Raw genomic sequence first — 5674 nt, 5'->3', positions numbered from 1 at the left:
TGGGCCTGCAGAAACATCGGTGCCGGCCTTGGCCGCACATGTGACGAGGACAGCGTCGGAATGCTTCTATGGGGCCGAAGCATTGATAGATGCGATCCTTATTGACTCCCGCGGCTGCCGCGAAGCGGTCCATCCTCGCGCCGGCGAGACCTGCTTTACTGAACTCTACGGTCGCCGCTGCAAACAACCATTCCTTGGCCGACTCCGTATCCCATGCCATTTACTGCTCTTTCATTGCCCTTCGGCCAGTCGGCTGCGTTCAGGGCCGCCCGCAACCGCTTGCTGCTCTCCTGTAGGGTCCGACGCCTCGGCGCTTCGAGGGGCGGGCTAAAAATCTCCGGTTGTGATGTCAGGCGGCTGGTGCGGATAATGTCCCCAACCTTCCCAAGGCCACGATCCCAGTTCTCCCGCGGGCAAATCATGAACATCCCGGTGTTCAAAGGCACTTCCGTAAGCGCTTATCCGCGGGGCCTCGGCCGGCTCGTTTTTCGGCTCTGCCATTACCTCTCCTTCAGAAGAATGCATAGCTGCTGTGGAATGTGGATAAAGAACTGCGAGTTTCTGGGCTCAATTACACAAAACAGCGTTGCTGAAGGTAGGAAACGCTGCTTCCGTGCAGGTGCGCGTGGCTTAATGTGAAGCAGGCGGCCTCCGGTTCCAATGCCGTTTGCCGCCTGCTCCTTTCAGTTAGGTCGCCGACACGGCCGAATCGGCAATATGAGGGTTGCCTACTTCGTCTTCGCCCCGCGGGGTATCAAACCCGGTCCGGCTAAGAGCCAGTCCTGCCGCGGCCGAGATCAGGCTGACCAGTACGATATAGGCCACAACGCCGTTGATGCCCAGGCTGGAAGCTGCCAGTGCTGATGCTACGAGTGGGCTGATTCCTCCTCCGAGGATTGCTCCCAGCTGGTAAGAGAACGAGGAGCCGGTGTAACGGACGTGGACGGGGAAGAGGCTCGCAATCGCCGCGCCTGCAGGCACCTGTGTAGTACTGATAATGCCGCCCATAAGTCCCATTGCGATGTAGAACAGAACGAGATCACCGGATGCTACGAGGTAAAAGAAGGGAATGACACTCAGGGAGCGCACGATGCCCCAGCCAAGAAACAGCCGACGCATGCCGCCTGCCTGGTCCCCGATTGACGCCCAGATAGGCGCGGTTGCTGCCCAAACTACCGAGCCGACGCAGATTCCGGCCAAAAGGGTCGGCGTGGAGTACCCGACCTTGGCAGATGCCCATGAGAGCAGAAAGGTGAGGTAAACATATGCGACGGCGGATGAACCTACGGCGAACAGGGTTCCGATGGCGAGCTTGCCGGGGTAGCGTCGGAAGACTTCGCCGAAGGGCAGCGGCTTTTCGGGTGCGACAGCTCGCTGGGCTTTAGCTGCTTCGAACTGCGGTGTTTCCTCGACGCCGAGCCGGATCCACAGTCCAACTCCCAGGATGAGCGCGCCTGCGATGAATGGGATCCGCCATCCCCAGGCAAGGAACGGCTCCTGTGGCACAAAGAGGGTGATGATGAGGAAGACGGCGTAACTGATCAAGGTTCCGAGCGGAACGCCCATGGCCATGAGTCCGCCGTAGAAGCTGCGCCGCCCCTTCGGTGCGTGTTCGGTCGATAACAACACCGAGCCGCCCCACTCTCCCCCGAGGCCGATGCCCTGCAGCACGCGCAGAGCCACGAGGGCAATCGGTGCGGCGAGGCCCACCTGGGCGTAGGTCGGCAGAAATCCGATTAGTACGGTGACGGCCCCAGTCATCACAAGCGTGACGATCAAGGTGTTTTTCCTCCCCCATTTGTCGCCCAGAGCACCGAAGACCAGGGCCCCTACCGGCCGTGCAATAAAGCCGACCGTGAAAGTGCTGAAGGCGGCGATGGTTCCTATTGCAGGGTCGAGAGTGGGAAAGAACTCTTTGTTGAGCACTAGGGCGGCGACGATTCCGTAAATTCCGAAGTCGTACCACTCGAGGGTGGTGCCCATGGCGCTGGCCCAGGCAGCCTTGTTTGCTTGCTTGCTGCCGCTTTGCGGCTTGGTGTTGTTCATCATCAGTCGACTTCCTCATTGAATGCGCTGGTAGATGGGATAGACATGAACGGGCATCCGGCCCGTCCATGGACGAGCTACGGAAAGACGACCGTGTGGTTGCCGTTCCGCAGTACACGGTCCTCCGCGTGCCAGTAGACAGCGCGGGACAGAACATTCCTTTCCACGTTGGCACCTCTCCGCTGCATGTCCGCAGCGGAGTCAGAGTGGTTCACGCGCGCGACGTCCTGCTCGATGATGGGTCCCTCATCGAGGTCCTCCGTGACGTAGTGGGCGGTCGCACCGATCAGCTTCACGCCCCGCTCCTTGGCCTTGGCGTAGGGGCCAGCTCCGATAAAGGCGGGCAGGAACGAGTGATGGATGTTGATGATGGGAACACCAACCTTCTCGATAAAGCTGGGTGACAATATCTGCATGTACCGGGCCAGGACAACGAAATCTACGTTGTCCTTCAGGAGCCGAAGATGCTCGGCTTCGGCTTCCGACTTGTCCGGACCTTGCGATGGGACAAAGAAGTAGGGAATGCCGAAACGCTGAACCTCGCGTGCGAGATCGGGATGGTTGGAAATGACCATGGCGATGGAGACCGGCAGTTCACCGTGGCTGTGCCGCCACAGTAGGTCCAGCAGGCAATGGTCGGACTTCGAAGCGAAGATGGCCACGCGTTTTGGCTGGGAGAGATCCCTCAGAGTGAAGGTGATATCGAACCCTTCTGACAGAGCGGTTGTCAGATCGGCCTCGAGCTCTGGGAGCCTCGCTTTAAGTCCCTCCAGCTGGACAATCGTCCGTTGGAAGAAGTGGCCGCCTTCGGGATCGTCCGAGTACTGGTCCAGGGAAACGATGTTGCCGTTATGCTTGGCCAGCACGTCTGCGACGGCGGCAACGATTCCCGGCCGGTCGCGGCCCTGGAGTATCAGTGACGCACATTCTCCAACGGCCTTTGTGCTAGTTGATGACGAGTTGGCCGACATCATGCGCCCCTTTCAAATTCCTGGATCCATTTGGACGTGACGCTGAGGCCACCGAACGTGTAGAAGTGCAGCTTCACGTCACCGTGGCGTGCCGGGTCGATGCGGGAGGCCAATTCGGCGATGTATCGATCGGGGCCGGCCGTTCCCATTAGGTTCATGATGGAGAACCCATACTTTTTCGCGATACCGGCGCTGGATGAAACACCGAACCGGCGTGCATAACCGAGAAGGCGTTTAATGCCGGCGGGACCCGGGACGCCGACGCGGATGGGAAGGTCGATTCCCTCATCGCGGACGGCTTCGATCCAGGAGATCACCGGATCAACGTCGAACCCGAACTGAGTAACGATGACGCCGGGTACGTTCTGCTCCTTGAGTGCCGATGCCTTTGCCGTGAGCGAAGCTTGCAGTTCGTGGCGGGAGATAAGGGGGTGGCCCTCGGGGTATCCGGCTATACCGACGTGACTGACGCCGTGCTGGGTGAGAACGCCGGAACGGATAATGTCGAGGGAGTCCCGGTAAGGACCCATTGGGGTTTCCGGATCGCCGGCGATCACAAAGACTTCAGACCCGGTGCCGTCCTCTTGGAGGGCACCAATGAACTCCTTGAGCTGTTCTTCTGATTTCAGGCGCCGGGCGGAGATATGCGGGACAGGGATGAAGCCGCCCTCTTTGACGGCTGCGGCCGCGGCCCGCCGCATGGCAAGGTCCTCGTTGTCCAGGTAGGTGATGTTGATGCGCGTTCCACGGGGAATCAGGGCCTGGGCCTCTGCCAGGTTGCTGATGTCCTTGGCGGTAATCTCCAGGGAATGATCCTCCAGGAGTGCGTGCGTCGATTCCGCGACGCCCATGGCAGATCCTTTCATCTCAGCGTGCACCAACTGTCTCGCGCTGCATTCGCTGGACGTCGCGTGCGTAAGGCGCCGGTGCCACGATGGCACGAACGGTTGTCTGCTCGTGCTTCTCAACCTGGGGCTTCCGGGAGCCGCCGTTGATCTCACCCCAGGTCAGAACAACTTCCGTTCCGGGCTCGCTGTGCGCGCGATCGAGCATGGCCAGTGAGAGCATTTCCCCTTCCGGGTTGAGGTATCCGGCGTGGCAGGACACGCCTACAAGCTCGCCAGCTTCGTTGCGCACTTCGTCGAACTGATTGAACGCGTAGTAGGCGACCGGGAACTCGAGGGACTTGTAGCGCGGGCCGGGGCCGAACTGCGAACCCCAGACCTTTGCGAGATCCTCGTGGTTCCAGACAAGCGTGACCCGCTTCCGGTGTGATTCAAGCGACCGGTTTTCCAGCGCTTCGCGTCCAACAAAGTCGTGGTCGTACTTGATGACATGCTCGTACCCGAGTTCGTGAGGGGTGACGTAGTAGTCCTCGATGTTCGAGGAATAGAAGCTTCCCCCAAGCTGGGTATTGGCTTCCCAGCTTGTGTCTCCCAGCCATTCCCGGAATCCGCGAAGTTCTTCCCCAGTGAAGATTGCAGGCACGGGGTAGGCCATCCATGCGCTGGACAGTGGCGTGCTGAAGTAGGCCTGGGTGCCAGCCGGCAACAGTCCGTCGTCCTTGCCGGCTTCCAGAAGGGCGTTTCGTACGGTTTCTTCATCCTCGTAGGGACCGGAGAGTTCAACTCCCTGGTGCCCCGACATTCCGTGGCGCAGAACGAGCACTTCGCATCCGGCAATGGTGACCTTCGCTACCCGGAAGAACGGGATCGTCGGTACTTCACCGTCGATTGCCTTGCCGAAGATACGGCCGGCATTGGGGCCGTCGAGCTGGAAGCGGTACTTCACGCGTCGGCCGGTCGGATTGGTGGTGCTGGCGTCATCGCGCTTCACGGTTACGTCGTAGCCGCCGGTTTCGGCGTTGTAGTGCACCCAGTCCAGTACAGGCATGCCGCTCACCAGCTCGAAACTTTCCTCGCTGTGGCGGTAAACGATGCAGTCGCCAATGACGTGCCCAGACGGGGTGACGGCGACGAACTGCTTGGCCCGGTCCAGGGTGAAGTTGGCAAAGGAATTGATCGCCAGCTTCTGGAGCAGGCGGAAGGCGTCGGGTCCCTCGAGGAAGAGCTCAGGCATGTGGTGAGACTGGTGGAAAAGGACTGCGCCGTCGGTCCACGCCTGCTGCTCGTCACGCCAGTTAGAGAAAGCTGGAGGAATGAATGCAGCGGACTTAGTGCCGGACCGGCTGAAGTGTGCGGCGGTGGTGTCATTGTAGAAGTGGTCTACAAGATCGGGAGTTGCGTCGATGAGATCCTGCAGTGACTTGCTATTTCCTTGAGACATTGGGACTTCCCTGGCTAGTAATGGATTTATGGCGCCGGTTCAGCCCTCCGGTAGGGAGGCCTGGAAGTTGAAATCAAGTGGTGATCCAAGGCGGGGAGCGTCTTAGCTCCTGTGCTTGGGGAGAGCGTCCTCTCCTTCATCGGTATGCATTCCCCGAAACTCGTCGACGGCCGGCTTCCGCTTTGAGGGGACGAGTCCGGGGCCTTGTGCAGCTCCTTATCAACGCAGCCGGTGAGGGCCTGTTTTGAAGGAGGAGCTATCAGACTAGGTCATTCACCATTGAACTTTTCATTCACCAGTGTTGAATATCACAGGAGTGATGTCAAGGGGGTCTGGTGAAAACCCATTCACCATTATGCATTGACTTCATT

At 59.6% G+C, this 5674-nt stretch carries 4 protein-coding genes; all 4 read right to left on the bottom strand.

The window, feature by feature from the left end; all coding sequences use genetic code 11:
- Nucleotides 1-687: 687 nt before the first annotated feature.
- The 4 genes from ACFRAH_RS24080 to ACFRAH_RS24065 all read right to left on the bottom strand — a co-directional run bounded on the left by ACFRAH_RS24080 (nucleotide 688) and on the right by ACFRAH_RS24065 (nucleotide 5303).
- A complete protein-coding gene (locus ACFRAH_RS24080) occupies nucleotides 688-2049 on the bottom strand; it encodes an MFS transporter (protein ID WP_377993416.1) in 1362 nt (453 codons plus the stop codon).
- Nucleotides 2050-2123: 74 nt separating this feature from the next.
- On the bottom strand, nucleotides 2124-3017 hold the full coding sequence (gene purU, locus ACFRAH_RS24075) for a formyltetrahydrofolate deformylase (protein ID WP_377993417.1): 894 nt from the start codon (nucleotides 3015-3017) through the stop codon (nucleotides 2124-2126).
- Nucleotides 3017-3868 carry a methylenetetrahydrofolate reductase gene (locus tag ACFRAH_RS24070; protein ID WP_377993415.1) on the bottom strand — a complete coding sequence of 284 codons (852 nt, stop codon included), beginning with the start codon at nucleotides 3866-3868 and terminating at the stop codon, nucleotides 3017-3019. Before ACFRAH_RS24070 ends, purU begins: the two co-directional genes overlap by 1 nt.
- Nucleotides 3869-3884: 16 nt before the next feature.
- Nucleotides 3885-5303, bottom strand: coding sequence for an aminomethyl transferase family protein (locus tag ACFRAH_RS24065; protein WP_377993414.1), 1419 nt, complete (start codon nucleotides 5301-5303; stop codon nucleotides 3885-3887).
- Nucleotides 5304-5674: the final 371 nt, after the last annotated feature.

Origin of the sequence: Arthrobacter sp. NPDC056727, assembly GCF_042790555.1 — a bacterium.
GTDB lineage: Bacteria > Actinomycetota > Actinomycetes > Actinomycetales > Micrococcaceae > Arthrobacter.
This window is presented reverse-complemented; position numbering and strand designations above follow the sequence as displayed.

Bases quoted from the DNA above. Each gene is read 5' to 3' on its own strand.
- ACFRAH_RS24070 (WP_377993415.1), bottom strand. From the start codon at position 3,868: ATGGGCGTCGCGGAATCGACGCACGCACTCCTGGAGGATCATTCCCTG.
- ACFRAH_RS24065 (WP_377993414.1), bottom strand. From the start codon at position 5,303: ATGTCTCAAGGAAATAGCAAGTCACTGCAGGATCTCATCGACGCAACT.
- ACFRAH_RS24080 (WP_377993416.1), bottom strand. From the start codon at position 2,049: ATGATGAACAACACCAAGCCGCAAAGCGGCAGCAAGCAAGCAAACAAG.
- purU (WP_377993417.1), bottom strand. From the start codon at position 3,017: ATGTCGGCCAACTCGTCATCAACTAGCACAAAGGCCGTTGGAGAATGT.